This is a genomic window from Streptomyces africanus (assembly GCF_030816955.1).
GTDB lineage: Bacteria > Actinomycetota > Actinomycetes > Streptomycetales > Streptomycetaceae > Streptomyces > Streptomyces africanus.
Window position 1 is genome coordinate 8,738,399 of record NZ_JAUSYP010000001.1, and the last position, 23,778, is coordinate 8,762,176.

Sequence of the window (23,778 nt, forward strand, 5' to 3'; positions counted from 1 at the left end):
AGGTGGTGCGAGGGCGTCAGCCGGAGCGGCGCCGGGCCGCCGTCCGCCGCTTCAGCGCACGCCGTTCCGTCTCGCTGGTCCCGCCCCACACACCGATGGACTGCCCCGTGTCCAGAGCCCACTGCAAGCACTGCTCCTGGACGGGGCAGCGTCGGCACACCGCCTTGGCCTGCTCCGTCTGAAGGAGGGCCGGCCCGGAGGTGCCGATCGGGAAGAAGAGCTCGGGGTCCTCGTGCCGGCAGGCAGCGTGGTCTCGCCAGTTGTCCATCGAAGTCACCTGCGATCGCAGTAGAAACGTGCCCGTTCGGATGATTGCTCCTTTTCGGGTCACCTGTCGAGGCCTGGTGAAACAGCGCCGCCCGGGAACCGCTCACTGCTCGCGCACCCCCAGGACGAGCCCGTAGGCCGTCAGCAGGTCCAGGAACGGGCGGGCCGGGAAGGCCTCCGGTGACAGCGCGGCGGCCCAACTGGAGGGCGTCCTGGGGGAGTAGGGCGTCACACCCGCAGTGCCTGCGCCGCGGCGGCCGTCACCGCCTCCGCCACCTGCGCCAGTGCGGGAGAGTCGAGCTTCCACTGCTGCCAGTACAGCGGCACGTCCACCGTCCGGCCCGGGGCGAGCTCGACCAGCCGCCCCTCGCGCAGCAGCGGCTCGGCCTGGGCCTCGGGCACCAGGCCCCAGCCCAGTCCGGCCGCCACGGTCTCGACGAAACCCTCCGAGGTCGGCACGTAGTGCCGCAGCGGGCTCGCGCTGCTCCGCCCGCGGGTGAGCCGGCGCACGAAGCCGTCCTGGAAGTCGTCCCGGCGGTCGAAGGCCACCATGGGCAGGTCGAGGAGCACCTGCTCCAGCGGCCCGTCGAGGTGGCGCGCGGCGAAGCCGGGCGCGGCCACGGGGAGGTAGCGCATCCGCCCCAGCGACCGGACGGAACAGCCCGGCACGGGGTCCGGCGACGAGGTCACCGCGGCCATCACCACGCCCTCCCGCAGCAGCGCCGCCGTGTGGTCCTCGTCCTCGCGGCGCAGTTCGAAGTAGAGCCGCAGTTCCTCCGGTACACGCGTGAGTACCCGGAGGAACCAGGTGGCCAGCGAGTCCGCGTTCACCGCCACCGACACCCGGGTCGGCTCCCCGGTACCGCTCAGCCCGAGTTCCTCGTACGCGTCGCGCTCCAGCCGCGCCACCTGCCGGGCCAGCCGCACCAGCACCTCGCCCGACTCCGTCGGCCGCACCGGCTTGGTCCGCAGCAGCAGCACCCGCCCGGTGCGCTGCTCCAGCGCCTTCACGCGCTGACTGATCGCCGAGGGCGTCACATGCAGTGCGGCGGCCGCCGCGTCGAACGTCCCCTCGTCCACGACCGCGAGCAGGGTCCGTACCTGGTCCAGAGGCAGATCCGTCATCACGTCCGCTAACGATACGTAAGAATCCTTAGCTGTACCTGAGGCGGGCCGGTCCGTAGCGTCACGGCCATGACCAGCACCCTCACCGCCGCAGCCGCGGGGTTCGGCACCGGCCTGTCCCTCATCGTCGCCATCGGCGCCCAGAACGCCTTCGTCCTGCGCCAGGGGATCCGGCGGGACGCCGTCCTCGCCGTCGTCGGCATCTGCGCCCTGTCCGACGCCGCCCTCATCACGCTCGGGGTCGGCGGGGTCGGCGCCGTGGTGGTGGCGTGGCCGGGAGCGCTGACGGCGATCGGCTGGATCGGCGGCGCGTTCCTGCTGTGCTACGGCGCCCTGGCCGCCCGGCGGGTGTTCCGGCCGGACGGCGGCGCGCTGCGCACAGACGGGGAGGCGGCCGGATCGCGCCGCCGGGCCGTGCTCACCTGCCTGGCCATGACCTGGCTCAACCCGCACGTCTACCTCGACACCGTGTTCCTGCTCGGCTCCGTCGCCGCCGACCACGGCCCGCTGCGCTGGACGTTCGGCCTCGGCGCCGTACTGGCCAGCCTGTGCTGGTTCGCCGCCCTCGGCTTCGGCGCCCGGCTGCTCGGCCGATTCCTCGCCAAGCCCGCCGCCTGGCGGGTCCTGGACGGCCTGGTCGCCGCCACCATGATCGTGCTCGGTGCCGTGCTCATCGCCGGAAGCTGAGACCTCGGCGCCCCGGCGCCCGGCGGCCGGTGCGATAGTGATCCCCGGCCCGGTAGGTGTAGCGAGCATCCAGGAAGCGGCGAGTGGACACGAGCGAGAGCACGGCGGAAGAGCAGGATCCGGCGCCGCAGGCCCCGCCGCGGCGCGGCTGGCGGCGCTGGGCCATGGACACCCGCCCCCTGCGCCGCCCCGCCTACCGGCGGCTGTGGAGCTCGACCATCGTCACGGCCGTCGGCAGCCAGCTCACCGCCGTCGCCGTGCCCAAGCAGATCTACGACATCACCGGCTCCTCGGCGTGGGTCGGCGCCGCCAGCCTGGCCGGTCTGGTACCGCTGATCGTGTTCGCGCTGTGGGGCGGGGCGATCGCCGACAGCATGGACCGGCGCAAGCTGCTGCTGATCACCAACAGCGGCATCGCCGTCACCTCGCTGCTGTTCTGGCTCCAGGCCTTCGCCGGCCTGGAGTCGGTGGCCGCGCTCATGGTGCTGCTCGCCGTGCAGCAGGCCTTCTGGGGCCTGAACGCACCGGCCCGCAACGCCTCCATCGCCCGCCTCGTCCCCGAGGACGAACTGCCCGCCGCGAACGCCCTCGGCTCGACCGTGATGCAGACCGGCCAGGTGGCGGGCCCCCTGCTCGCGGGCGCCCTCATCCCCGTCATCGGACTGCCCGAGCTGTACCTCATCGACGCCCTCGCGCTATGCGTGACGGTGTGGGCGGTGTACCGGCTGCCGTCGCTGCCGCCCCTGGCCGGCACGGCCGTGCGCCGCGCGGGCGTGAAGGAGATCGCCGCCGGCTTCCGCTACATCTCCGGACACACCGTGCTGCTGCTGTCCTTCCTCGCCGACATCATCGCCATGGTCCTCGGCATGCCCCGCGCCCTGTTCCCGCAGCTCGCCGCCCAGACGTACGGGCCGTACGGCGAGGGACTCGCGCTGGGGCTGCTGTTCGCGGCGATCCCGATCGGCGCCGTGCTCGGCGGACTGTTCTCCGGCACCTTCTCCCGGGCCCGCCGGCACGGCTGGATGGTCATCGGGGCGGTCGTCGCCTGGGGCGTGGCCATCACAGGGTTCGGGCTGAGCCGCAATCTCTGGGTGGGCGTGGCCTTCCTGGCCCTGGCCGGGGTGGCCGACATGGTGTCGATGGTCTTCCGCGGGGCGATCCTGCTCTCCGCCGCGACCGACGAGATGCGCGGGCGCATGCAGGGCGTCTTCACCGTCGTCGTGGCGGGCGGCCCGCGCCTGGCCGACGTGCTGCACGGCACCGCGGGCTCCGCCTTCGGCCCCCGGACCGCCGTCGCGGGCGGCGGGCTGCTGGTCGTCGCCCTGATGCTGCTCCTGGCCGCCGCCGTACCGGCGCTGCGGCGCTACCGCGTCTGACGCCTCACAGGGAGCCCCGCCGGTGCAGCGTGTACTGCTCCATCAGCTTGCCCCGGGTCATCTCCAGCCGGTGCGCGAGCACCTCGGCGACGATGCGCACCAGCACCAGCCCGAGCTGCGGATCCTCCTCGCACAGCCGCAGCACGGCCGCCGCGTCGAACTCGTAGGCCCGTACGGGACTGAACGCCTGCGCGCCGAAGTCCCAGGTGTACGGCGGGAACAGCCAGGACCACCCGAGCAGGTCGCCGGCGCCGAGGCTGGCCACGGTCGCCCGCTGGAGGGAGTTCACCTGCTGGTCCAGGGAGACCGCGCCGGAGCGGATGACCCAGAAGCGGTCGGCCGTCCCGCCCGCCTCGAAGATCCGGGCGTCCTCGGGGAAGGACACCTCCCGGGCGAGCGTCATCAGGCGCTGCCGCTGGGGCGGGGGCAGGGCGGTCAGGAGTTTGATCGCTTTGGTCATGACGCGGAGCTCCTCGCCGGGCGGTGGACTTCCGGTGCTTTCCCTACGCCCATTTCAGCCGCTGCCGGGGCCTTGGGCACCTCGGCGTGCCCGACTTTTCCGGGGCATGAAAAAGCCCTGGCTGGACGGGGGAAACCAGCCAGGGCCGTAAACAGTGATGCGGAGGACCGTGGGTCGACTCCGTCACCACGTATGTATGAACCGTAAACCATGCAGGGGGCGTGCGGGCACCCCGTACCGGGTCGCGTGACCCGTTTCACGTCACTCCGCCTCCCGGGCGAGGACCCGGACCGTCTCCAGTTCGGGATCCGTCGGGTCGGGCAGGTGCATCCCCGCGGCCAGACCCGTCCGCAGGTACGCCAGCACCGGCTCGGTGAGGCGCTCGCCGGGCAGGACGGCCGGGATGCCGGGGGGATACGGCGTGATCATCTCCGCCGCGACCCGGCCCGCCGCCCGCGCCACCGGCACGTCCTCGGCCGGGCCGAAGAACGCGTCCCGGGGCAGCACCGCCTGTTCCATCCGCAGCCCCGCCGGTGACGGCACCTCCACCCGTGGCGCCCGGGGCAGTTCCCGCGCGGCCCGCGCGAGGTCCCGCAGCGCCTCCAGCAACTGCCCGGTCGTCTCCCGGTCGTCGCCGTGGGTGATCTGCGCGCCGATGCGGCGGTGGTCCACCAGGTGCGCGTCGATCTGCCGGTGCTCGCGCAGCCAGTCCGCCGCCTGGAAGCCCGTGATCCTCAGCCCGGTGAGGTCGATGACGCCGGGCAGCGGGTCGAGGTCGTCGGACAGGCCCGGACCGCAGAAGTCGTCGCGGTCGTTGACGTGCAGCCCGTCGATCTCCTCGATGGCGGACCGGACCTCGGCCGCGAGTTCCAGCGCGCCGCCCATCAGCTCCTCGCCGTGCAGCGCCATCTGCCGCCGCCAGCCGTCCAGACCCGCGAAGATCAGCACCGACGGGCTGGTGGTGCCCAGCAGGTCCGCGCGCATCCCCAGCAGCGCCGGCGGGACCAGATCGCCCTGGAGATGGAAGACCGAGCCCTGCTCCAGACCGCTGCCCATCTTGTGGATGCTGGTCACGCAGATGTCCGCGCCCGCGTCCATCGCCCAGGACGGCAGACCGGGGTGGAACGGCAGATGCGCGCCCCAGGCCTCGTCCACGATCAGCGGGAGCGAGCGCCGGTGGCACACCTCGGCGACCGCCCGCAGATCCGCGCAGCCGCCGTACGGCGTGGGGCTCGTGACCAGCGCGCCCCGCGCGTCCGGGTGGGCGTGGAAGGCCCGGTCGAAGTCCGCGGCGGACGGGGGATGGGCCAGGTGCCGCTCGGCGTCCCACCGCGGCTCGACCCAGACGGGCTCGATACCGGAGATGATCAGCCCCGCCACCACCGACTTGTGGGCGTCACGCCCGATCAGCAGCTTCTCGTGCGGCCCGGCGACCGACAGCATCGCGGCCTTCACCGACAGGGAACTGCCGCAGGTGCTGAAGAACGTGTGCTCGGCGTGCACCGCGTCGGCCATCAGCTCCTGGGCGCGTTGCAGCACCCGCCCCCGGGTGAGCCGGTCGTCCAGACCGCCCGAGGCCAGCACATCGCCGTGGAAGACCGCGTCACCGAGGACCTCCCGGACCGCCGGGTCGGCGCCGCGGGCCTGCTTGTGCCCGGGCGGGGTGAAGGAGAGGTGCCCCTTGCGGCGGTACTCGTCCAGGGCTTCCAGGACCGGTGCTCTGGTGTGGTCGACTGTCATGCGCACCGGGTTCCCGGCGGGTGCCCTCACAATCCGCCCCTGCCCGTCAGCGGGCAGCGGACCTCCTGGTCAGCCCTCCGCGGTGTGTTTGCCCGGAGTCAGGATCTCGTCCAGCACCGTCAGCACCGCCTCGTAGGACATCTGCCGCACGGTCGCGTCCCGGGCCCCCTGCGGGTCGGTCGGGCCCAGTTCCTCGCTCCTGGTCTGCCACGTCCGCTCCTCGTGCACCGCGCAGGCCCTCGCGCGCTGGATGCGCCGCAGCAGTTCGTCGGAATCCACCACATCGGTCATGCACCCCGCGTACCCCGGCGACGCGTGGTGATGGCAACGATTCACGGCCGTCCCGGATCTTCCGCATCTCCCAGGGGTCTTTTCGGGTCCTTTTTCGGGCAGTGGTGCGGACCGAGGTTTGCAGGTGCGGGGAGAGGTCAGCCGAACCAAGAGACCCGCGGCGCTCACGCGATGCGCCCCGAAACCGCGGGCGGTGGAAGGAAACACCGAACAGCGGGTCCGTGAGCCCGAGGTGTGCCCGGGCGGGCGGCCACGTACGGGGGTCCGAACCCGGGTCATGTTCTGACCGAGCAGGGAGCTGAAGGATGTGCGAGGAGCACATGATCGAATCCGTATTCGAGCCGCCCGGTGCGCGCCGGGCCCGGCCGTGCAAACCCGCCGAGGCACGCCGGGCCGTGCAGCGCGCCGTGGCCGAGCGCTGCCGCACGACCCATACCGCGTGTGACGCGGACGCCCTGTCCGACGCGCTGCTCGTCGCCTCGGAGCTGACGACCAACGCGATCCTGCACGGCGGCGGGGTCACCGACTTCCAGGTCGACGTCGACGGGCCCGGTGTACGGCTCTCGGTGAGCGACCGCAGCGACGAACTGCCGGTGACCGCGCCGCCCGCGGATCCCCACGGACGGCTGCGGCACGGCGGTCACGGCTGGCCCATCGTCTGCCGGCTCTCCCGTGACGTCCGCGTGTCCGACCTGCCCGCCGGCGGCAAGTGCATCACCGCCGTCGTCCCCCTGGCCTGAACACCCACGGATTGGTTCACTCCAGATTGCTCAGCAAAGTGGAGTTTGTTCCACCGGGGCCAGGGCAGACGCAATCTCGTGCTTCGGACCGGAGGCGCGCCAGCGGGAGCGGTGTGTATGACTGCCCCGGAGGCCCTCCAGGCGATCCGGGCAGCGACCGCCCCGCGGTAAGTCCCTGAGACCACCGTTCTTCAGGAGCGAATCCGCATGCTCATCGATACGCCCACCAACCGTCCCGGCACGCCCGAAACGACGACCACCGCCACCCGGCGGCGGCACGACGACGCTCCGGACACCGCGGCCCTCTTCGCCCGGCTGGCAGAGCTGGAGGAAGGGCCCGACCGGGAAGCCGTCCGCGACGAACTCGTCACGCTGTGGCTGCCCATGGCCCACCGCATCGCCGGCCGTTTCCGCGACCGCGGAGAGTCGATCGAGGACCTCCGGCAGGTGGCCGCCCTGGGGCTCGTCAAGGCCATCGACCGGTTCGACCCGAGCCGGGGAGCCTTCGAGAGCTACGCCGTGCCCACCATCACCGGTGAGGTCAAGCGGCACTTCCGGGACCGCATGTGGGCTCTGCGGGTCCCCCGCCGCGTGCAGGAACTGCGCAACAAGGTGCGGGTGGCACGCCGTGAACTCACCCAGAACCCGGGCAGCCCCGAGCCCTCCGTGGCGGACATCGCCGCCCACACCGGCCTGACCGAGGAAGAGGTCAGCGCCGGGCTCGAGGCGCTGGAAAGCTTCAGCACCCTGTCGCTGGACGCCGAACTCTCGGCCGACGACGACGGCTACAGCCTCGCGGACACCCTCGGCGCGGCCGACTCGTCCTACGACGTCGTCGTCGACCGCGAGTCCGCCAAGGAAGGCCTGCGCCGCCTGCCGGAACGCGAGCGGGCCATCCTCTACATGCGGTTCTTCGAGGACATGACACAGAGCCGCATCGCCGATCACCTGGGCATCTCCCAGATGCACGTCTCCCGCCTCATCAGCCGCAGCTGCGCCCGCGTGCGCGACGAGGTGCTGGGGCAGCGGACGGGCAACCGCGGCACCTCCACGACGGCCTGACCACCCGAGCAACCGAGGAGCGAGGAACCATGCTGAGGCCCCATCCAGCCGTGCTCCGCCGCCTCGTCGACGAGTACGAGGCCCTGTCGGCCGCCGTGAGAGCGAGCGAACCGGCCGACCTGAGCGCGCGGGCACGTGACCTGGCGTACACGTTGTGCGTGTCCACCGGCACCCGGGACGTCGAGCGTGCCCTGGAGGTCGCTCACCGGTGGCTCGCGACCGCGCCCGCACCGGCCCGCGAACCCGCCACGGCCACCGCGCAGCGCACGCCGACCCCGGAGCCCGCGTGATCGGAGTGTGCGCATGACGTGACGGGGAAGGCGTGGCACCGAAGGGGCCCGGCCGACGGCGGCAGCCGAGGCCGGGCTCTCTCGCGTCACGCCACCTAGACCGGGGAGTTCCATGTCCACAGCGGGACGGAAGGCCGCACACGACGACGCCGAACTGGAGCGCCTGCGCGCCGAGGTGCGCGACCTCCGGGCCCGGGCCCGCGTCTACCCGCTGATCTCACAGGCACAAGGCATGCTTCAGGAGCGGTACGCGCTGCCCGACGGGGAGAGCGCCTTCGCGCTGATGCAGCGGGCGTCCCAGCGGTACAACGTCAAGCTGCGGACCCTGGCGGGGTTCCTGGTGAGCGCACCGCCCCCCGACAGCCGGGAACGGCTGTGGTTCCCGCGCCGCGTCCGCCGGCCGGAACCGGACCTGACCTTCACCTCGGCCCACCGGTCCGGGTCCGGCAGCCGCGGCGCCGTCCTGAAGGCCGTGCTGAGCAGCACCCTTGCAGTGGTCGACACCGACATGGGCAACGTCCAGCTCACCGACCGGGCACGGGGCGGCCTGCGCCTCGAGGAGCACACCGGACACCCGCCCGACTTCGTCGACTTCTTCGCCCACGTCGGCGACGACGGAACCGCCTGTGCGCGGGCCGCCCGAGACCTCGCCCAGGTCACCGTGCGGGACGTGGAGAGCGACCCGGTGTTCAGCGAACCGGCCCGCCGGGCCATCCTCGCGGCGGGCAGCAGGGCCTGTCACAGCGTTCCGCTGACCACGCCGTCCGGCCTGTGCGTCGGCATGGTCTCGGCGCACCTGGACCGGCCCCTCCAGGGACTGACGGCGGCCCAGACCAAGGCTCTCGACACCGTGGGCGGTGAGGCGGGCCGGTGGCTCGCCTGGCACGACCGCACGGTGGTCCTGGACGCCCTGGAGCACCTGCACGCCCTCGGCCGCGCCGGCCGGGGGTCGAGGCTCCGGCGGTCCTGACCCCCACGCGGCAGACCCCGCCGTGACCGGAATCCCCTGGTCCGGCGAACGGGCCGGGTGTGTGCCGACCGAGCCGGGGCATCCGGAGTGCCGGGAGGTCTACATGAACACGAGTGCGATGGCACAAGGCGGTCGGATCCGGGCCCGGCGAGCGGCGCGGGGCTCGGCGATCGAGGGGGCGGCACGGGCGGGCCTGGCCGCCCGGGGTGTGATCTATCTGCTCGTCGGAGCTCTGGCACTGCAGATCGCTTTCGGCGACACGGGTGAGCAGGCCGACCGCGGGGGAGCCCTGGCCGCACTGGCGCAGCAGCCGTTCGGCGCGGTGCTGCTCTGGGCACTGGGCGTCGGCCTCGCCGGCATGGCCCTGTGGCGGCTGTCCGAGATGCTGTTCGGCTCCGTCGGACCGGACGGCCGCAGCGCACGCAAGCGACTGCTGGCGACCGCCCGCTTCGCGTTCTACGTCTTCGTCGCCTACTCCGTGCTGTCGTTCGCGGCGGGCCGCGGCAGCAGCGGTGGGGGATCCAGCGACCGGCAGTCCCAGGACGCCACCGCCAGGGCCCTGGAGATGCCCGCCGGCCAGTGGCTGGTCGGCGCGGCCGGCCTCGCGATCGTCGTGGCCGGCGGCTGGATCGGCGTACGGGCGGTGCTCCGCAAGTACCACGACAAGCTCCGGCTCGGGCAGCTGAGCCCCCGGACACGGCGCCTGGTGGACGTCACCGGCGTGGCGGGCGGCGCCGCCCGCGGGCTGGTGTTCGCCGTGGCCGGGGTCTTCGCCGTCCGCGCGGCGATCGACTACGAACCCGACCGGGCCAAGGGCCTGGACGACACCCTGCGCAGCTTCGCCGACACCCCCCTCGGCCCCTGGCTGCTGGTCTTCGTCGCGGCCGGGCTGGTGCTGTTCGGGGTGTTCTCCTTCGCCATGGCCCGCTGGCGCCGCGTCTGAGCCGCGCCATCCGGGGAACACGAAGCCAATGAGCGATTCCGAGATTCCGCATGGCGACGGCCGGCCCGTGGACGTGTACCTGGACCTCCTGCGCATCCGGATGGACACGGACGACTACCGCCTCCTGATGCGCGTGGTGGAACCGGTCCTCCAGGCGATCGACGAGGAGCGCCTGTCCAGCCTCGACTTCGCGCTCGACTCCGGGGCCGACGACGAACTGCCCCAGGAGGTCCGTGACGAGGTGGCCCTCGTCATCGCCACCGCCGTCACCGGCCGCCTGGACAACGAAGTGATCGAACTCGACGTCGACGAGACCGGCCCGGTCAGGATCGTCACGGACGCGTCCACCGCGTCCGACCCCGTCCGCCTCGGCGAGATCGCCGACTACATCAAGGAACGGCACCGGCAGACGGAGGAGCTGCGGGGCATCGCCGAGGTGAGCGGCCTGCCCACCGACTTCTGAGCGGCCCCGGCGCCTGGCTTTCGGCCTTCGGCCCCGGGCCCGCCCTCCGGGCCTCCGGGCCCCCGGGCCTCCGGGCCCCCGGGCCTCCGGGCCCCCGGGCCTCCGGGCCTCCGGGCCCCCGGGCCTCCGGGCCCCCGGGCCCCCGGGCCTCCGGGCCCCCGGGCCCCGGGCCCCCGGCGCCCTCCGGGCCCCCGGGCCCCTGGGCCCCCGACCTCCGGGCCCCGGTCCTCGGTCTCCGGTCCTGGGTTTCCGGCCTCCGTTCCCGGTCCTCGGTCTCCGGCTTCCAGTCCTCGATCTCCGGTTCGGGGTTTTCCGGCCTCCGGTTCCCGGTCCTGGGTCTCCGGCTTCCGGCCCCCGGTCTCCGGTCTCCGGTCTCCGGTCCAGGGTTTCCGGCCCCCGGCCTCCGATCCCCGGCCATCGGTCCCCATTCCCCGGTTTCCGGCCTCCGGTCCTCGGTTTCCGGCTTCCGGCCTCCGGTCCCCGGCTTCCGGCCCCCGGTCCTGGGTTTCCGGCCTCCGTCCCCGGTTCTCGCTCTCCGGCCTCCGGACCCCGGCCACCGGTCCCCGGCCCCTGGCCCCCGGCCCCTGGCCCCTGGCCCCCGGCCCCTCAGGCCCGCGGTTCCGCCACCGGCACGTCCAGTGGCCGGGCGAGTCCCACCACGGCCTCGTCCAGTCGCTCCAGATGCCGCAGCACCCGGTCGGTGATCCGGCCGTAGCGGGGTGTGCCGGCGTCGGAGCCCAGCAGCGAGGCGATGCTCGGCCCGGTCTCGATCCGCGCGGCGGCGTGCTCGTCGGCGACCCGGGCCGCGATGGTCTCGATGTTGCGCACGGTGCGCCCCGCGGCCCCGCGCAGCCGGGGGTCCGCCGCGATCGAGGGATGCGTGGGCAGCAGCTCGGCGGTGGCCGCCAGCGTCCGCGCGTGGTACGCGCAGGTCTCCAGCAGTGCCACCACGTAGCGGGCCGTGTGGCGGCGGGCCCGCAGCGGTGTGACCGGATGAGTCAGCGGCTGCGTGGCGGCCCGCAGGTCGGCCAGCGCCTGGTCGAGGTCGCGTGCCTTGTCCAGCAGGTCGTCCGCCGATCCGCCGCTCAGCTGGCCGACGGCGGCCTCGGTGACCTCGGCAAGCCGCTCCAGAACGGTTTCGAGCAGCTCGTTCGTCCGGCGGTCGGTCCGCACCGGCAGCACCAGCGCCGCCGCGACCACTCCGCAGGCCGCACCCAGCGCCGTCTCCTCCACCCGCAGCACGAGCACGTCGAGGCTGTAGGTGTGCAGCAGCGTGTACAGCAGCCCCAGCATCGCGGTCACGAAGAACGACATCAGCGTGTACGACAGCGGCGCCACGTAGAACATCGCGAAGATCAGCACCAGGACCAGCGCGAACGCCGTCACGGTGTGCTTTCCGACCAGACCCGCCAGGAGGATGCCCGCCACCACGCCGAACACCGTGCCCAGCAGCCGACGGTAGCCCTTGACCAGGATCTCGCCCGTCGAGGCGGTGTTCAGGAAGACGATCCAGCACGTCAGCACCGCCCAGTACCAGCGCTGCGTGGACAGCAGCTCGCCGCCCACGATGGCCAGCGCCGAGCCGACGGCGACCTGCACGGCCGCGCGCGTGGTGGGCCGCCGCAGCCCCGTCTCTTCCTCCTCCGACGGCTCCTCGGCGCTGTCGATCGCGGCGTCCTCCGCGTCCAGCTCCTCGCGGGAGCGGGCCGTCGCGGGGGTGTCGTCGGACTCGTCCTGCGGGCCGTCCAGCGCGATCCGCAGCCCCAGCACCGAGCGGGCCGCCTCGCCGATGCCCCGGAACACGTCCTGGACGGCGGCGGGCGCGGGCGGCAGGTTCTCCTCGTCCCGGTAGCCGAGGAGCCGGTTGCGCACATGCGCCAGAGCGGTCCCCGTGTCGCCGCTTCCGGCCCGCAGCACAAGGGTGCGCAGCGCCTGAAGGTCGCGGCGGAGCGTGGCGGTGGCCTCGTCCGGCACGGCCAGCTGACCCACCGACGGCGCGGGCGCGCCCGGCAGGTGCAGGGTGAGCGTGTCGGCCCGTTCGGCGCTGCGGGCGGTCAGCAGCAGCAGTCCGAGCCGCTCAGCGGCGATCTCGGCGTCCGCGATACGGCGCTGCACGAGCCGCGCCGCCGACTCGTCGGGGGTGCCCTCCTCCAGCCGCGCCTGGATCATCATCGCCGTCTCGTGCAGCGCCGCGGTGCCCTCGCGCACGGCGTCCAGGGCCTTGTCCATCTCGTCCGCGCCGGCGTCGAGGAGGTCGAGCTGCGCGGACACCAGCTGGGCGAGCCGGGCGCGGAAGGCCAGCCTCAGCCGCAGCAGGACACCCGCCGGGGTCGCGGGCACGACCGCGAAGCGCAGCAGGGCACTGGAGCAGAACGCCAGGGTGATGGCACCGCACAGCGTGGGCAGTGAGGAGACCTCGGCGCCCACGAACAGGGACAGGAAGTAGACCTGGAAGCCGATCAGCCCGAGCGCCGTGCCCCGGTCGCCGAACCGGCGGCCGTAGACCGCGCAGAAGATCAGGACGACGAAGAAGACGTCACCGGCGTAGAGCCGCGCGTTGAGCACCGCGCCCAGCGACACGGAGGCCAGCGCCACCGGCAGGCCCAGCGCCAGTGTCACGGCCTGCGCGCCGAGCTGCTTCTCCCGGATGGCGAAGGTGGCGACCATCGCCGCCATGGCCGCCGCCACCAGCAGATGCACATCGGCCCGCAGCAGGGCGAGCACGGCCAGCGTGAGGGCGATGGCGCCGACCGTCCGCAGCCCCGCCGTCAGGCGCAGCAGCCCCGGGTCGGACGCGGCGACCCGGTCCCGCAGTCGTGCCCGCACCGACCGTCCCGCTGCCCTCACGCCGCCGCACTCTCTCCCGACTCACCACACCAAGATCCGCACCTCAGCATGACATGCCACGAGCGGAAGGCCCTCTCCGGCCCGGCCCTACTCCAGCCGGGCGGTGCCCTCGGCGTGTGCCCGTACCTGTTCCGGCGTCAGATAGGCGTCGGTGTACTCGAAGTCCTTCAGCCGCGCGGCCTTGCGTGCCTGGAACCCGGTCCGGACGAAGTCGTCGCCGGCGACCGCGTTGAGGAGCCAGTTGGTCATCACCCGGGTCTTGGCGACGTTGGTGCGCAGCGCCGACCAGTGGTAGCCGCGTGCCACGGCCTGGGCGGGCAGGCCGCGCAGCTCGATGCCGAGCGGCTTGGAGACCGCGTCGGTGCCGCCGAGGTCGACGACGAGCCCCAGGTCCTTGTGGACGTACGGCCGCATCGCCCCGCCCCGCAGCGACGCGATGACGTTGTCGGCGACATGCCTGCCCTGGCGCATGGCGTGCTGCGCCGTGGGCGGGCACATGGCCCCGTCCCCCTTGGCCAGGTCGGGCACGGCGGCCGAGTCGCCCAGCGCGAACACCCCGTCGTCGCCCGGCAGGTTCATCTCGGGGGCGACCGCGAGCCGCCCCTTGACCGTCTCGGCGTCCAGCGTCGCGATGAGGGGACTGGCGACGACCCCGGCCGTCCAGATGAGCGTGCGGGTCGGGATCACCCGCCCGTCGGTGAAGGTGACCTCCTCCGGGCCCGCCTTCGCGATGGAGACGCCGAGGGAGATCTCGATGCCCCGCCGGCGCAGGATCTCCTGCGCGCTGCTGCCGAGCTTGTCGCCGAGTTCCGGCATCAGCTTCGGCGCGATGTCGATCAGATGCCACTTGATCAGGCCCGGGTCCAGCCGCGGGTACCGCTTGACGGCGGCGTGCGTCAGCCGCTGCAGGCACGCCGCGGTCTCGGTGCCCGCGTAGCCGCCGCCGACCACCACGAACTGCAGCCGCGAGGCCCGCTCCTCGGGGTCCTGGCTCGCGTCGGCCAGGTCCAGCTGCGAGATGACGTGGTCACGGACGTACGCGGCCTCGGCGAGCGTCTTCATCCCGAACGCGTGGTCCGTCAGCCCCGGGATGTCGAAGGTGCGGGTGATGCTGCCGGGCGCCAGCACGATGTAGTCGTACCGCTCGTTGACGATCTGGTCCGTGATCGTGCGGATGACGCAGACCTTGGACTTCAGATCGACTCCGATGGCCCCGCCCGGAATGATCCGCGTGCGGTACTTCTTGCTGCGGCGCAGCGAGACGGCGATCGACTGCGGCGTCAGCACCCCGGAGGCGACCTGGGGGAGCAGCGGCAGGTAGAGCTGGTAGGCGAACGGCGTCACCAGAGTGACGTCGGCCTCGTCCGGGGAGAGTTTCCGTTCCAGACGGCGGACGCACTCCACGCCGGCGAAGCCTGCGCCAACCACCAGGATCCTGGGTCGTGTCACGGTGTTCATCCCTTTCTGCGGCTCCAGGCGGTCTGCCTCGAACGCCTATCGACTGCCCCTGGATCGCTGGTTCGCACCCCATTGATCCCACCGCGTCTTCGACCGGCACGCCAGTCGGACGCGGCGGGCAGACGAACGCGTCGATCACCACCATGCCCGCCCCGTGGCCGAAAAGCACCAGGCCGGCGTGAAGAAGGCGTGCACACCCGGCCGGACGGCCGGACCGTACGTCAGCCCGCCATGTCCCCTTGGAGATGGCACAGCAGCAGACACACGTCGTCGTCGCGCTCGGAATCGCTCAGCAGCGGATGCAGGATCCGGTCCGCCGAGCCCTCCAGATCGGCGTCCAGCTCGGCCGAACGGAACCCGCCGAGCGCCGAGGCCAGCCGCTCGATGCCCGGGTCTATGCCCTGCGCACGCCGTTCCACCAGCCCGTCCGTGTACAGCGCGAGCGTCGAGCCCGGCGACAGGCGCACCGTGTGGTCGCCGATCTCCTGGGTGAGGGGAATGCCCAGCATGGCGCCGGGTTTGGCGTCGAGGGTGCGCACGGTTCCGTCGGGCAGCCGCAGCACCGGCGGCGGATGGCCCGCGGCGGCCCAGGTCAGGGTGGGCTCGTCCGGGTGGAACCGGGCGATGACGGCCGTGGCGTACAGGTCCGGCTGGAGATGGTGCAGGAACCGGTGCAGCCGGGTCAGCAGCCGGCCCGGGCTGTCGCCGTCGACGGCGTACGCCCGCAGCGCCGTGCGCAGCTGGCTCATCATGACGGCCGCGTGCAGACCGTGCCCGGTCACGTCGCCGACGACGGTGATGAGACCGCCGTCCCGCTGGGGGAACGCGTCGTACCAGTCACCGCCGATGTTCAGCCCGTGGGTGGCGGGCAGATAGCGCGCGGCCAGTCTGAGGCCCGGGGTGGCCGGCAGATCCGTGAGCAGGGCGCGTTGCAGCGTCTCGGCGATGTCCCGGTTGTGCTCGAAGCGCCGGGCGTTGTCGATCGCGATGCTGGCCCGCCGGGTGAGCTCGATCAGCATCACCGCATCGTCCGGGTCCCAGCGCGCACCGGGCGGCGACAGGGTCAGCACGCCCAGCGGGGCCCGGCGCGTCGGCAGCGGAACGCACAGCAGCGGCCGGGCGGGATCCAGCGCGGACGGCGGCTGGTCGTCGACGCCGGGCAGACCGCCGGGATGGTCGGCCGCGTACTGCGGCCGCCCGGTCCGGGCCGCGACCACGGCGGCGGCCGGATGCGGCGCCGACCGGTGCTTGTCGTCCTCGTGGTCGAACAGCCAGACGTCGACACTGCGGGCGTACTCCGGCACCAGCAGGTCCGGCAGCCGGCGCACGATCTCCTCGTGGTTGAGCGAGGCCGTCAGCACGGCGCTCGCGTCCGCGAGGAACGTCAGTCTGCGGCGGGCGCTCTCCGCCTCGTTGCGTGCCCGGCGCTCGGCGGCGAAGGCCTCGCGCTGGGCCCGGCCGGCCGCGTCCAGCTCGGCGTGCAGTGCTAGGACGCCCTGGTTCGTCTGGTGCAGCTCCTCGCGGTGGAAGGCGACCAGGTCCTCCTGCTCGCTGAGCTTGTCCAGCACCACGGCCGTGTCCTCGTCGGCGCCGAGCAGCGCCTGCGCGAGGGCGGCGGGATCGTCCTCGACGGCGCCGGCCTCCGTGGCCCCGGCCGCCTCGGGGCAGGGGACCGTGACCTCCCACGGCGGCTCCCCGGCGGCGGCCGACGCGTCCGGCGACGGCGTCACCACGGCGTGCAGCAGCCCCTCCTCGGCGGGGGACCCGGCCATGTCCAGGGTGAGCAGCCAGGTGCCGCCCTTGGTGAGGCACTGCCGCAGATGGGCGCTGAGGGCGGCGGCCAGCCTGGTCCGTTCGACGGTGGGCACACCGTACGCGGCGGCCAGGCGCGCCAGGGCGATGCGGGCGCGGGCCGCATCGGTGACGGTGGTGATCTGCCAAGTGCGCATCATGGGTGTTCCGGCGGGGTCGGAGTCAGCACGGCCACGGCGGTGTCGTCCCGCACCGGTCGGGCGGGACTGCTCGCGTCACGTATCGCCACGGCGGCCGTCACGGCCGGGTCGGCCGCGGGCAGACCGGTGTCGGACGGCGGCGTCCAGCGGCTGGGCAGACCGTCGGTGTGCAGGACCAGCAGCCGGTCGGCGGCCCAGTCGGCCTCCTCCTCGCGGAGGGTGGCGGGCCGGTGCACGCCGACGATGCCGGGCCGCGACAGCAGCGGACGCCAGGTGCCGTCCGTGCGCAGCCGCGCCCCCACGTTCCCGATGCCGGCGAACCGCAGCCGCCCGGCCCGCACGTCGAGCTGGGCCAGGGCGACGGCCGCGCCCCGGGTGCCCTTCAGTGCGTCGTGGAGCCGCCGCAGCGACTCGGCGGGGGAGAGGTGGGCCCAGCGGTGCAGCGCCGTGACCGCGGCGGACGAGGCCCGGGCCGCCTCCGGGCCGTGCCCCAGACCGTCCGCCAGCATCAGTGTCAGCCGGTCCCCGGAACGCACCCACGCCCAGGCGTCACCGGAGTACTCGGCTCCGCCGTAGGGGATGTTCACGCCTCCGGCGCGCACGCCGAGGACGGGCGCGGGCCGGTCACCCGACGGGCCGGGCCGCGCTGCCCGGCCCGGTGCGCCGGAGACCTGCTGGGGGCCGGGGCCATCCCCGAGGCCGCCGCTGTCCCCGGGCACACCGCTGTCCCCGAGCGCGCTGCCGGCCCGCACGGAGAAGCCCGACGCGCTGCCCGGCACCGTCGCGTGCCCCGTCAGGGTGCCGCACGCCACGGCTCCCGCCGGCGCGTCGCCGGCCTCGGCGGCACCGCCCGGCCACCAGCCGTCGGCGAAGGCCCCGCCCCCGGACCACGCCGGGGCGCCGGGAACACCGTCCGCCGGACCCCGGCCGTCCGACACCACGTCGGCCCCCGCCGGTACGGCCGGACCGCCGCCGCGGGACGTGGTGCCCACGCGGGCCACCGCGACCGTGCCGCGGCCGGGCGTGCTGTGCAGGGCGAAGTCGTCGGCGAGCCGCTGACACGTGCCGAGGCCCGCGCCGAGCGAACCGGTCGTGGAGAAACCGTCGCGCAGGGCCGCGGGCAGGTCCGCGATGCCCGGGCCGTGGTCGATCGCGGCGATCTGCATGACCCGGGACTCCGCTCCGCCTTCCCGCGGCGCGGGCGGGGCCACGACCTCGATGAGCACCTGGCCGCCCTCGGCGTGCTTGAGCAGATTCGTGGCGAGCTCGGTCGCGACCAGCGCGGCGGCCGCCGTGCGCCGCTCGTCGAGACCGGCCAGCGCGGCCGCGCTCTCCGCGGCGACCCGCGCGTCGCGCACCCGCGTCGAGTCGCGCACCGGGACGTCCCACACGCGCGGCATCAGGCCTCCTCGCGCGGACGCGGCGGCCGGGCCGCCCAGCAGGTCACCCGCACGGTGGTGCCGTCGCCCGGCGTGCTGTCGATCTCGAAGTCGTGCACGAGGCGCCGCGCGCCGCTCAGCCCCATCCCCAGCCCGTCGCCGGAGGTGTAGCCGTCGCTGAGCGCCTGGTCCAGGTCGGCGATGCCCGGCCCCTCGTCGGTGAAGGCCAGCCGGAGCCCCTGCACACCGCCGCTGCTGAGGTGCGTCGCCTCCATCTGTCCGCCACCACCGTGCACGAGGGTGTTGCGGGCCAGCTCACTGGCCGCCGTGACCAGCTTGGTCTGGTCCACCAGGCCGAAACCCAGTTGGGCCGCGGCCTGCCGCACATGCTGTCGCACCCACACCAGGTCCATGTCCGACCGGATGGGCAAGCAGGCCTCCACGCCCGCGGCAGTGTGCATCACGGACTCTCCTGACGCGGGCCGCCCGGACGATACGCCGGGGTCTGCTGCGTGAGGAGCTCCATGCCCGCCTCGGTGCTGAGCGCCGTGCTCAGCCCGGGCAGCGTCAGGCCCAGTTCCGCCAGGGTGATGGCGACCGCCGGGCGCATGCCGGCCACCACGGTCCGCGCGGCCAGCAGCTTGGCCTGCGCGGCGATCTCGGCCAGCACCCGGCCGAGGAAGGAGTCGACGATCTCCACACCGGAGATGTCGATGAGGACACCACGCACCCCGGTACGGGAGATGGTCTCCGCGAGATCCTGCTGGAGCTGCTGTGCCGTGCTGTCGTGCAGGTCCCCCTGGAGCGTGACCAGCAGGACGTCACCGAGCCGGAGAACCGGCACGTGGCCCGGGACGGGACGGGAGTAGGCGTCGCTCACCGCTGACCCGCACCCGGGTTCACGATGTCGGCGCCGAGTTCGTGCAGCGCGTACCGCAGCGCGTCGGAGAGACTCGCGCGGGTGATCACGTCCAGGTCCAGACCGAGGTGGACGATGGTCTGCGCGATGGCGGGGCGGATGCCCGAGACGATGCACTGGGCGCCCATCAGCCGCGCCGCCGCGACCGTCTTCATCAGGTGCTGCGCCACCAGCGAGTCCACCGTCGGCACCCCGGTGATGTCGAGGATCGCGAACCGGGCGTGCTGGTCGACGACGGCGTTCAGCAGCGTCTCCATCACCACCTGGCTGCGGGCGCTGTCCAGCGTCCCGATCAGCGGCACGGCCACGACGCCGTCCCACAGCCGGATGACGGGCGTCGCCACCTCCATCAGCTGCAGCCGCTGCCGGTCGCTGAGAGCCTGCCACTCGCTCAGCGCCGTCTGCATGGCGACCAGCCGCAGGGTGCCCATCAGCACCGTCAGCGCCGTCGAACACGCCCGCAGATGCTCGGGCGGCGCCTCCTCCAGATCGGCGGCCAGCAGGTTCTCCACGGGCGGCCGCAGGGCGGCCAGCTCGCTGGCGACCTGGGTGTTCGACAGCCCGGCACGCGAGCGGGCCGCTCCCATACGGGCCAGCTGCTCGCGCACCCCGCTGAATCCCGCGGCGTCCGGGTCCTCCACCTGATCCGAGTCGGCCACCTGGGCCAGCGCGTCCACGACGACCTTGCTCGCCTCCACCGCCTCGTCACGCGAGACGGTGAACACGGTGCGGAACAAGGGCTCGTCCGCCCACCGCTGGGCGATCTGCTCACGCCTGCGGTGCAGGAAGTCCCTGACCTCGTGTGTCGGCGTGGCGAGCTGTCCGTCCGCTTCGTGCTCCGGCACCTGGTTCTCTCCTCATCCGCGTTGCGTCGACCGAGCCCGCCAAAGGCAACGGGACGGTGCTGTGACACTTGCCGGGCGACAACTCTAACCATGCGCCGACCTCGTACGACACCGGATCCGGTGCAACCGATCCGGTCCGGGGGAACGGTAATTGGCCATCGCCGTCATCCGGCGCGCGCAGGATGGACGGCCGTCCGGGCAGGGCGGAGCGAGGGCACCGGGCCGCCGGTCCCGCCGACGGTGTGCCCGCGGGGCCACCCGGCCCGTCAGGCGGTCTGCGCTCCCGGCTCCTCGGGGGTGGCCGGCACCTCGTCGGCGCGGGCCAGGGCCTCGTCGACGCTCTCCGATATCGGCACCGTGATGCTGACGCCGGTCAGGTCGAGGACGCGTCGCACGGCCGGCGTCGGGTTGATGACGTGCACGCTGCCTGCGGTCTTCCGGGTCTCCTGGTACACCCGCAGGATGATGTTCATCCCGGACGAGTCCATGAACGGTACGGACGACAGGTCGAGCAGGAAGTGGCGTCGGCCGTGGTGCAGTTGGTTGGCCAGATGGGCCTGGAACTCGGTCGCGGTGTCGACATCCAGGTAGCCGTCGACCGTGATCAGGGCCACGTCCTCCCGGGGCAGTTCGACCTCCACGGACAGCGGGTTCTGGGCGAGGGGCACAGGTACCTCCAACAAGTGCTACGGCCTGGGCGGGTCACCTCTGCGGATGACCGCGGTGCGGGGCGATGCCGGTTCTGGTGCGGGCTCTGCTTCCGTTTCTCATCTGCCTCCCTTCGCCACCGGGCTCCGTTTCCACCGCGCCCCGCGATTACCCCGGAAACCGTCCCCCATGCCTGAGGGGACGAACCCTGCCGAAGCCCGCCGCCGACGACGGTCGAAGGTGCGTGCGCCGAATGCGCTTGCGGCAGGAGGGTAATTGCTGCAGTGGAGCGGGTGGGCGGGGGACCGTCCGCCGGACTCCGCGACCCGCACACCGTCAGGGAGGATGGAGCAGCGTGGCCATCGACAGAATCTGGTCGTACGCGCCGGACAGCGGTCACATCGAGGGGCTGGACCTCAGCGGTTTCACCGTCGCCGCGACCGACGGCACGATCGGGCACGTGGACCGCGAGGCCGCCCCGCACGGCATGCGGCACCTGGTCGTCGACACCGGCGTCTGGGTGTTCGGCCGCAGCGTCCTGGTGCCGGCCGGAGTCGTCACCGGCATAGACACGCAGGGCCGGAAGATCACACTGGCCTGCACCAGGGGAGACGCCAAGGCGGCGCCCCGCTTCCAGACCGACAGCGAGACCCGGGACCGGGAGTACCTCACGGCCGTGGGCGACTACTACCACAGGCTGCCGCCGCGCACGAAGGCCTCGGCCTGAACCCCGAGCCGGTCACGGGCGCGCGCCGCGCCCGTGACGCTCCCGGCTCACCAGGGCAGGAAGACGTGCACGTCCTTGCCGCGCTCGTCGCTCACCACGCTGACCTGGTCGCACAAGGTGTGGATCAGATGCCAGCCGATGCCGCCGCCCCCGCTGCGCGGATCGAAGGGGCGCGGGGCCGGTTCCGTGGAACTGGTGTCGTGCAGCACCACATGCACCCCGTCGAAGGTCCGGCGCATCCGCAGCGCGAACGGACCCGGGGCGTACTGCACCGCGTTGGCGGCCAGTTCCGTCACCACCAACAGGATGTCGTCCCAGTACTCGGGGGCAGAGGGCGGCGAGGAGCGTGACAGATCCCGCAGGAACTCCTCCGCGGCCAGCCGCGCTCCCGTCACGTCGTGCGGCTCGCCCACGAAGCTGTTCGTGCGGCTCGGAATCTCCTCGGAGGTCAGTGCGTCATCCCCACGCGGCTCGGTTGACATATCGCCTTTCCGGCCCGGCGTCAGCAAGGGCTGTCGTCAGGGCTGTCGTCCTTTCTCTTGCGTCGCCACTGTTGCGTGTTCCCGAGGGGGCGAGGCCTACGCGTCCGGCTCCGTGCTCAACGGAACACGCTGTCCGAGTCGTCCCAGTGGGACGGCTCGTCCCGGGGGCTCGGCCGCCCGGGCCGCCTGCGTGACTGGTACATCGCGTCGATCTCGGACGCGTAGTGCCGCACGATCTCGTCCCGGCGCAGCTTCATCGAGGGCGTCAGCAGCCCGTTGGTCACGTCGAACGGCTCCGGCAGGACCCGGAACACCCGGATCGACTCCGACCGCGACACGGAGCTGTTGGCCGCGGCCACGGCCCGCGCCACCTCCTCCCGCAACGCGTTCTCCTCCCGCGCCTCCCGCATCTCGCCCTGCAGCGCCAGCGCCGCCCGCCAGTGCGCCAGGAACTCCGGGTCCAGCGTGATCAGGGCGCCGACACAGGGCTGGTTGTCGCCCACGACCACCGCCTGGTGGACGAGCGGGTGCATCCGCAGCCGCTGCTCCAGGGCGGCCGGGGCGACGCTCTTGCCACTGCTGGTGACGATGATGTCCTTCTTGCGGCCGGTGATCGTCAGATAGCCCTCGGAGTCCAGCTGCCCGAGGTCCCCGGTGGCCAGCCAGCCGCCGCGCAGCGCGGCCCGGGTGTGGGCCTGGTCGCCCACGTACCCCTGGAACACCGACGGGCCGCGCACCAGGATCTCCCCGTCCTCCGCCAGCCGGATCTCCGTGCCCGGCAGGGCCTGCCCGACGGTCCCGGACTTCTCCCGGCCCAGCGGCTGCATCGTCACCCCGCCGCCGGTCTCCGTCAGGCCGTACCCGTCGTGCACGTAGATGCCGATGCCTTCGTAGAAGAGCGACAGATCGCGGCTGAGGGGAGAGCCGCCCGAGGTCGCCCGCCGCACCCGGCCGCCCAGCGCGGCCCGCAGCCTGCGGTACACCGTGCGCTCGTACAGGGCGTGCTGGAGCCGCAGATCGAAGCCCGGCCCGCGGCCCCGGCCCAGCCGCTGGCGCTCCAGGGCCGCGGCGAACTCCCGAGCCGTCTCGGCGGCCCGCTCGAACAGACCACCGTGGCCGCCCTGCTGGGCCGTGCGCAGGAAGTTCTTGTAGATCTTCTCGAAGACCGACGGGACCGCGTAGAAGTACGTGGGCCTGAAGGAGCGCAGCGCCGACGACAGCGCCTCCCCGCCCAGCTCGGCCTGGTGGCCCATGAGCAGACCGCCGCGCAGGCACAGGCCCTGGATCATCAGCCCGTACACATGGGAGAAGGGCAGGAACGCCAGCACGGAGCCCTGCTCGCCGCGCGGTGCCGCCGTGTGGCCCCAGCCCGTGAGCAGCGTGTCGCAGGGGGCGGCCAGGTTGCGGTGGCTGAGGGCGCAGCCCATGGCGTGGCCGGAGGTGCCGGAGGTGTAGGCGATCACGGCGGTGGAGTCCGGCAGCACGATGCGGCGCATGGAGTCGACCGTGGCGAGCGGGACGGACTCCCCACGCGCGGCCAGGTCCTCCAGCGCGCCCGCGTCCAGCTGCCAGACGTGGCGCAGCAGCGGCAGTGACGCGCACACCGAGCCGACGGTCATGACGCCCTGCTCGTCCTCCACCACCACGGCCACACAGCCGGCGTCCCGCAGGATCCACTCGACCTGGTCGCGCGACGATGTCGGGTAGACCGGGACGACCTCGGCACCCACGGCCCACAGCGCGTAGCACAGGACCGTCCACTCGTACCGCGTGCGCGCCATGATCGCCACGCGGTGTCCCGGCGCTGTCCCGGAGGCGATCAGCCCCTTGGCGATGTCCACCACCTGGTCGCGCAGTTCGATCGCCGTCACCTCCTCCCAGGAGGTGGCGGCCGGGTCGGCGCGGCGGGCGAGCACCGGCCGGGTGGGTTCGCGGTCCGCGGTCTCGAAGACGCTGTCGGCGAGCCCGCCGGTCAGGGGCGAGACGGCCGGTGGAGCGAGGGCGAGGTCGCGCATGCGGCTCCTGACGGGTACGGGGTGTGACATTGCCGACGGGTAGCGTCATCGGCGGGGCTCGAATGTAGTCGAGCCGGGGCCCTCAGGGGTCG

General features: G+C 73.1%; 25 protein-coding genes. 9 read left to right on the forward strand and 16 right to left on the reverse strand.

Going from position 1 to position 23,778, the window contains the following annotated elements:
- Positions 1-16: 16 nt before the first annotated feature.
- From QF034_RS39750 to QF034_RS39760, 3 genes are all read right to left on the reverse strand, one after another.
- A complete protein-coding gene (locus QF034_RS39750) occupies positions 17-268 on the reverse strand; it encodes a WhiB family transcriptional regulator (protein ID WP_307179501.1) in 252 nt (83 codons plus the stop codon).
- A gap of 102 nt (positions 269-370) precedes the next feature.
- Positions 371-499, reverse strand: coding sequence for a hypothetical protein (locus QF034_RS39755; RefSeq protein ID WP_307179502.1), 129 nt, complete (start codon positions 497-499; stop codon positions 371-373).
- The gene (locus QF034_RS39760; RefSeq protein ID WP_307179503.1) at positions 496-1,395 is read right to left on the reverse strand and encodes a LysR family transcriptional regulator ArgP; all 900 of its coding nucleotides are present in this window, start codon (positions 1,393-1,395) and stop codon (positions 496-498) included. The genes QF034_RS39755 and QF034_RS39760 overlap by 4 nt, the downstream gene beginning before the upstream one ends.
- A 66-nt stretch (positions 1,396-1,461) precedes the next feature.
- Here QF034_RS39760 and QF034_RS39765 point away from each other — a divergent pair, with 66 nt between their 5' ends.
- A complete protein-coding gene (locus tag QF034_RS39765) occupies positions 1,462-2,079 on the forward strand; it encodes a LysE/ArgO family amino acid transporter (RefSeq protein WP_307179504.1) in 618 nt (205 codons plus the stop codon).
- An 83-nt stretch (positions 2,080-2,162) separates the two neighbouring features.
- On the forward strand, positions 2,163-3,455 hold the full coding sequence (locus tag QF034_RS39770) for an MFS transporter (RefSeq protein ID WP_307179505.1): 1,293 nt from the start codon (positions 2,163-2,165) through the stop codon (positions 3,453-3,455).
- 4 nt (positions 3,456-3,459) lie between these two features.
- On the opposite strand, the gene QF034_RS39775 is transcribed toward QF034_RS39770, so the two are convergent.
- The 3 genes from QF034_RS39775 to QF034_RS39785 all read right to left on the reverse strand — a co-directional run bounded on the left by QF034_RS39775 (position 3,460) and on the right by QF034_RS39785 (position 5,946).
- Positions 3,460-3,915 (reverse strand): cyclic nucleotide-binding domain-containing protein, encoded by a 456-nt coding sequence (locus tag QF034_RS39775; RefSeq protein ID WP_307179506.1) that lies wholly within the window; start codon positions 3,913-3,915, stop codon positions 3,460-3,462.
- A gap of 261 nt (positions 3,916-4,176) precedes the next feature.
- Complete coding sequence (locus tag QF034_RS39780; RefSeq protein WP_307179507.1) at positions 4,177-5,655, reverse strand: aminotransferase class I/II-fold pyridoxal phosphate-dependent enzyme; 1,479 nt, start codon at positions 5,653-5,655, stop codon at positions 4,177-4,179.
- A gap of 69 nt (positions 5,656-5,724) precedes the next feature.
- Positions 5,725-5,946, reverse strand: a complete 222-nt coding sequence (locus QF034_RS39785) for a hypothetical protein (protein ID WP_307179508.1) — start codon at positions 5,944-5,946, stop codon at positions 5,725-5,727.
- A 305-nt stretch (positions 5,947-6,251) separates the two neighbouring features.
- Between QF034_RS39785 and QF034_RS39790 the strand changes: the two genes are divergently transcribed.
- The 6 genes from QF034_RS39790 to QF034_RS39815 all read left to right on the forward strand — a co-directional run bounded on the left by QF034_RS39790 (position 6,252) and on the right by QF034_RS39815 (position 10,414).
- The gene (locus QF034_RS39790; RefSeq protein WP_307179509.1) at positions 6,252-6,686 is read left to right on the forward strand and encodes an ATP-binding protein; all 435 of its coding nucleotides are present in this window, start codon (positions 6,252-6,254) and stop codon (positions 6,684-6,686) included.
- A gap of 207 nt (positions 6,687-6,893) precedes the next feature.
- A complete protein-coding gene (locus QF034_RS39795) occupies positions 6,894-7,748 on the forward strand; it encodes a SigB/SigF/SigG family RNA polymerase sigma factor (RefSeq protein WP_307179510.1) in 855 nt (284 codons plus the stop codon).
- 29 nt (positions 7,749-7,777) lie between these two features.
- Positions 7,778-8,038 (forward strand): DUF5133 domain-containing protein, encoded by a 261-nt coding sequence (locus tag QF034_RS39800; protein ID WP_307179511.1) that lies wholly within the window; start codon positions 7,778-7,780, stop codon positions 8,036-8,038.
- A 112-nt stretch (positions 8,039-8,150) separates the two neighbouring features.
- Complete coding sequence (locus tag QF034_RS39805; protein WP_307179512.1) at positions 8,151-9,008, forward strand: ANTAR domain-containing protein; 858 nt, start codon at positions 8,151-8,153, stop codon at positions 9,006-9,008.
- A gap of 103 nt (positions 9,009-9,111) precedes the next feature.
- Positions 9,112-9,951, forward strand: a complete 840-nt coding sequence (locus QF034_RS39810; RefSeq protein ID WP_307179513.1) for a DUF1206 domain-containing protein — start codon at positions 9,112-9,114, stop codon at positions 9,949-9,951.
- Between the two features lie 28 nt (positions 9,952-9,979).
- Positions 9,980-10,414 carry a hypothetical protein gene (locus QF034_RS39815; protein ID WP_086565567.1) on the forward strand — a complete coding sequence of 145 codons (435 nt, stop codon included), beginning with the start codon at positions 9,980-9,982 and terminating at the stop codon, positions 10,412-10,414.
- Between the two features lie 606 nt (positions 10,415-11,020).
- Here QF034_RS39815 and QF034_RS39820 read toward each other — a convergent pair.
- From QF034_RS39820 to QF034_RS39855, 8 genes are all read right to left on the reverse strand, one after another.
- Positions 11,021-13,261 carry an FUSC family protein gene (locus tag QF034_RS39820; RefSeq protein ID WP_307179514.1) on the reverse strand — a complete coding sequence of 747 codons (2,241 nt, stop codon included), beginning with the start codon at positions 13,259-13,261 and terminating at the stop codon, positions 11,021-11,023.
- Positions 13,262-13,348: 87 nt separating this feature from the next.
- Positions 13,349-14,719, reverse strand: a complete 1,371-nt coding sequence (locus QF034_RS39825) for an NAD(P)/FAD-dependent oxidoreductase (RefSeq protein ID WP_307179515.1) — start codon at positions 14,717-14,719, stop codon at positions 13,349-13,351.
- Between the two features lie 221 nt (positions 14,720-14,940).
- On the reverse strand, positions 14,941-16,671 hold the full coding sequence (locus QF034_RS39830) for a PP2C family protein-serine/threonine phosphatase (RefSeq protein ID WP_307179516.1): 1,731 nt from the start codon (positions 16,669-16,671) through the stop codon (positions 14,941-14,943).
- Entirely contained in the window at positions 16,668-18,071 is a 1,404-nt protein-coding gene (locus QF034_RS39835) for an ATP-binding SpoIIE family protein phosphatase (RefSeq protein WP_307179517.1), read from the reverse strand. The genes QF034_RS39830 and QF034_RS39835 overlap by 4 nt, the downstream gene beginning before the upstream one ends.
- Complete coding sequence (locus QF034_RS39840; RefSeq protein WP_307180092.1) at positions 18,071-18,511, reverse strand: anti-sigma regulatory factor; 441 nt, start codon at positions 18,509-18,511, stop codon at positions 18,071-18,073. Before QF034_RS39840 ends, QF034_RS39835 begins: the two co-directional genes overlap by 1 nt.
- Positions 18,511-18,930 (reverse strand): STAS domain-containing protein, encoded by a 420-nt coding sequence (locus QF034_RS39845; protein WP_086558899.1) that lies wholly within the window; start codon positions 18,928-18,930, stop codon positions 18,511-18,513. The genes QF034_RS39840 and QF034_RS39845 overlap by 1 nt, the downstream gene beginning before the upstream one ends.
- On the reverse strand, positions 18,927-19,814 hold the full coding sequence (locus tag QF034_RS39850) for an STAS domain-containing protein (RefSeq protein ID WP_306959638.1): 888 nt from the start codon (positions 19,812-19,814) through the stop codon (positions 18,927-18,929). Before QF034_RS39850 ends, QF034_RS39845 begins: the two co-directional genes overlap by 4 nt.
- Before the next feature lie 266 nt (positions 19,815-20,080).
- Positions 20,081-20,482 carry an STAS domain-containing protein gene (locus QF034_RS39855; protein ID WP_307179518.1) on the reverse strand — a complete coding sequence of 134 codons (402 nt, stop codon included), beginning with the start codon at positions 20,480-20,482 and terminating at the stop codon, positions 20,081-20,083.
- A gap of 335 nt (positions 20,483-20,817) precedes the next feature.
- Here QF034_RS39855 and QF034_RS39860 point away from each other — a divergent pair, with 335 nt between their 5' ends.
- Complete coding sequence (locus QF034_RS39860) at positions 20,818-21,189, forward strand: PRC-barrel domain containing protein (RefSeq protein ID WP_307179519.1); 372 nt, start codon at positions 20,818-20,820, stop codon at positions 21,187-21,189.
- 47 nt (positions 21,190-21,236) lie between these two features.
- Here the strand turns inward: QF034_RS39860 and QF034_RS39865 are convergent, their stop codons facing one another.
- Together QF034_RS39865 and QF034_RS39870 are read right to left on the reverse strand one after the other, a co-directional pair.
- Positions 21,237-21,671: an ATP-binding protein gene (locus QF034_RS39865; RefSeq protein WP_010033269.1), complete on the reverse strand. Its 435-nt coding sequence runs from the start codon at positions 21,669-21,671 to the stop codon at positions 21,237-21,239.
- 116 nt (positions 21,672-21,787) lie between these two features.
- Positions 21,788-23,686 carry an AMP-dependent synthetase/ligase gene (locus QF034_RS39870; protein WP_307179520.1) on the reverse strand — a complete coding sequence of 633 codons (1,899 nt, stop codon included), beginning with the start codon at positions 23,684-23,686 and terminating at the stop codon, positions 21,788-21,790.
- Between the last annotated feature and the right edge of the window lie 92 nt (positions 23,687-23,778).